This is a genomic window from Mycobacterium sp. (assembly GCF_049802695.1).
In the GTDB taxonomy this organism is placed as follows: Bacteria; Actinomycetota; Actinomycetes; order Mycobacteriales; family Mycobacteriaceae; genus Mycobacterium.
This window is the reverse complement of the sequence record NZ_JBARMY010000450.1, coordinates 1-2,812: the sequence shown is the minus strand read 5'-3', so window position 1 is coordinate 2,812 and position 2,812 is coordinate 1. Positions and strand designations below refer to the sequence as shown.

The window sequence follows — 2,812 nt, the reverse complement described above, 5'->3', positions numbered from 1 at the left end:
CGCGCCGGACGTTGCGTACCTTCTTGTGCTCGGCCAAGTGCGCGGTCACCAGCTCGTCGCCGTCGGGCGTGGACTGCACGCCCACCCAGACAAGACTGACCTGTGGACTCCCGTCGGGATTCAGCGTGACCAGGGTGGCGTCGGCACCGTCTCCGATGAATTCGCGCGCAGCGGCGTTGAGCTTCATGCGGTGTTCTACCGCTGAACGCCACGATTAATTCCCTTCCAAGCGGCGCCGACGAGCTGACCGGTAGCGTCGCCGTCATGGCCGGCGACAACCCTTTCCACGCGGAGGCTTGGGAACCTGTCGACGCGCTCGGTGAGCTGACCGACATCACCTACCACCGCCACGTCACCGACGCCACCGTGCGGGTGGCGTTCAACCGGCCGGAGGTGCGCAACGCGTTTCGCCCGCACACCGTCGACGAGCTTTACCGCGTGCTCGACCATGCGCGAATGTCCCCCGAGGTCGGCGTGGTGCTGGTGACCGGCAACGGACCCTCGCCGAAAGACGGCGGCTGGGCGTTCTGCTCCGGCGGAGACCAACGCATCCGCGGGCGCGATGGCTACCAGTACGCCTCCGGCGAGACGGCCGAGACCGTCGACACCGCTCGCGCCGGCCGGTTGCACATCCTAGAGGTGCAGCGGCTGATCCGGTTCATGCCCAAAGTGGTGATCTGCCTGGTCAACGGGTGGGCGGCCGGCGGCGGGCACAGTCTGCACGTGGTATGCGACCTCACCCTGGCCAGCCGCCAGCACGCCCGTTTCAAGCAGACCGACGCCGACGTCGGCAGCTTCGACGGCGGCTACGGCAGCGCTTATCTGGCCCGGCAGGTGGGCCAGAAATTCGCCCGCGAGGTGTTCTTCCTGGGGCGTCCGTACACCGCCGAGCAGATGCATCAGATGGGCGCAGTGAACGAGGTCGTCGATCACGCCGAGCTGGAAACCGTCGGCGCGCAATGGGCTGCCGAGATCAACGCGAAATCACCACAGGCGCAACGGATGCTGAAGTTCGCGTTCAACCTGCTCGACGACGGGCTGGTAGGCCAGCAGCTGTTCGCCGGCGAAGCGACCCGGTTGGCGTACATGACCGACGAGGCGGTCGAGGGCCGGGACGCGTTCCTGGAGAAACGCGGCCCGGACTGGAGCCGTTTCCCGCGCTACTTCTGACCACGCTCGTCGCATCAAGTGCGCCGCCTAGACTGCCGCCTGTGAGTAGAAGTCCCCTGCGCCGAATGAATGCAGCCTTGGCGATGGCCGGCATGCGGCCGCCCATTGCGCCGCAACTACTGCTGAACCGGGCGATCAACAAACCCGTCGACCTCGACGGCAAGCGCATCCTGCTCACCGGCGCGTCGTCGGGGATCGGCGAGAGCGCCGCCGAGAAGTTCGCCCGCCACGGCGCCACCGTCGTGGCCGTTGCGCGCCGCAAGGACCTGCTGAACGCGGTCGTGGACCGGATCAACGCCAACGGCGGCACCGCGACGGCGATGCCGTGCGACCTGTCCGACCTCGACGCCGTCGACGCGCTGGTCGCCGACGTCGAACAGCGTCTGGGCGGAGTCGACATCCTGGTCAACAACGCTGGCCGATCCATCCGCCGGCCGCTGGCCGAGTCGCTGGAACGCTGGCACGACGTGGAGCGGACGATGGTGCTCAACTATTACTCGCCGCTGCGGCTGATCCGCGGACTCGCGCCCGGCATGCTCGAGCGCGGCGACGGCCACATCATCAACGTCGCGACCTGGGGTGTGTTCAGCGAAGCGTCACCGCTGTTCTCGGTGTACAACGCGTCCAAGGCCGCGTTGTCAGCGGTCAGCCGGGTCATCGAAAGCGAGTGGAGCGCCAAGGGCGTGCACTCCACCACGCTGTATTACCCGCTGGTGTCCACCCCGATGATCGCGCCCACCAAGGCCTACGACGGAATGCCGGCGTTGAGCTCACGGGAGGCCGGTGAGTGGATGGTGACCGCGGCCCGCGCCCGACCCATCCGGATCGCGCCGCGGTTCGCCGTCGGCATCAGGGCCTTGGACACCGTCGGCCCCCAATGGGTTACCACGCTGATGAAACGAAGCGCCTTCGGCAGGCCCTGACCCCGACAGGTGACTCGTCCGCCGGCTTGGCTGACCATCGCTTTCACGCTGCGTGATAGACACGAAGGCATGGAGATCCTGGCCAGCCGGATGCTGTTTCGGCCGGCGGACTATCAGCGGTCGATGAGCTTCTACCGGGACCAACTCGGGCTGGCGATCGCCCGTGACTACGGCGCGGGCACCGTCTTCTACGCCGGGCAGTCGTTGATCGAACTGGCCAGTCACGGCGCTGAGGGAAATTCCGACGGCCCGTTCCCGGGCGCGCTGTGGCTGCAGGTGCGCGACGTCCGCGCCACCCAGTCCGAACTGGAGAGCCGGGGCGTGGCAATTGCGCGCGAGGCGCGCCAGGAGCCCTGGGGTCTACACGAGATGCATGTGATCGATCCGGACGGCGTGACGCTGATCTTCGTTCAGATACCACCGGATCACCCGCTGCGCCGGGACACCCGGCTGGATCGGCGCAGTTCCGAAGGTTAACCCCAGCGGAACAGCGGTAGACAACTCCGGATACAGCCGCTTTTATGCGTCCCTTTCATTCGACATCTGAACGGTCCGCCCCCCACAATTGGCCCGTGATCCCTTGTGAGCGTGGTGCTCTGTGAGCCTTCAACTCTTTCTTCTGATAATCGTCGTCATCACCGCACTCGCCTTCGACTTCACCAACGGGTTCCATGACACCGGCAACGCCATGGCGACCTCCATCGCCAGCGGCGCACTCG

4 protein-coding genes and 1 pseudogene are annotated in these 2,812 nt (G+C 66.6%); 4 read left to right on the top strand and 1 reads right to left on the bottom strand.

All coding sequences use genetic code 11. The annotated features are described in order from the left end of the window. On the bottom strand, nucleotides 1–187 hold a 187-nt coding region (locus tag WA317_RS18120; RefSeq protein ID WP_425174351.1), incomplete at its 3' end, for a pyridoxamine 5'-phosphate oxidase family protein. A gap of 77 nt (nucleotides 188–264) precedes the next feature. Here WA317_RS18120 and WA317_RS18115 point away from each other — a divergent pair. The 4 genes and pseudogenes from WA317_RS18115 to WA317_RS18100 all read left to right on the top strand — a co-directional run. Next, nucleotides 265–1,170 carry a 1,4-dihydroxy-2-naphthoyl-CoA synthase gene (locus tag WA317_RS18115; RefSeq protein WP_425174350.1) on the top strand — a complete coding sequence of 302 codons (906 nt, stop codon included), beginning with the start codon at nucleotides 265–267 and terminating at the stop codon, nucleotides 1,168–1,170. 41 nt (nucleotides 1,171–1,211) lie between these two features. Continuing rightward, nucleotides 1,212–2,093 carry an SDR family oxidoreductase gene (locus WA317_RS18110; RefSeq protein WP_425174349.1) on the top strand — a complete coding sequence of 294 codons (882 nt, stop codon included), beginning with the start codon at nucleotides 1,212–1,214 and terminating at the stop codon, nucleotides 2,091–2,093. 69 nt (nucleotides 2,094–2,162) lie between these two features. Continuing rightward, nucleotides 2,163–2,570, top strand: a complete 408-nt coding sequence (locus WA317_RS18105; protein WP_425174352.1) for a VOC family protein — start codon at nucleotides 2,163–2,165, stop codon at nucleotides 2,568–2,570. A gap of 121 nt (nucleotides 2,571–2,691) precedes the next feature. After that, nucleotides 2,692–2,812: pseudogene (locus tag WA317_RS18100) on the top strand (inorganic phosphate transporter); the annotation flags it as partial.

Bases quoted from the DNA above. Each gene is read 5' to 3' on its own strand.
- WA317_RS18105 (WP_425174352.1), top strand. From the start codon at position 2,163: ATGGAGATCCTGGCCAGCCGGATGCTGTTTCGGCCGGCGGACTATCAG.
- WA317_RS18115 (WP_425174350.1), top strand. From the start codon at position 265: ATGGCCGGCGACAACCCTTTCCACGCGGAGGCTTGGGAACCTGTCGAC.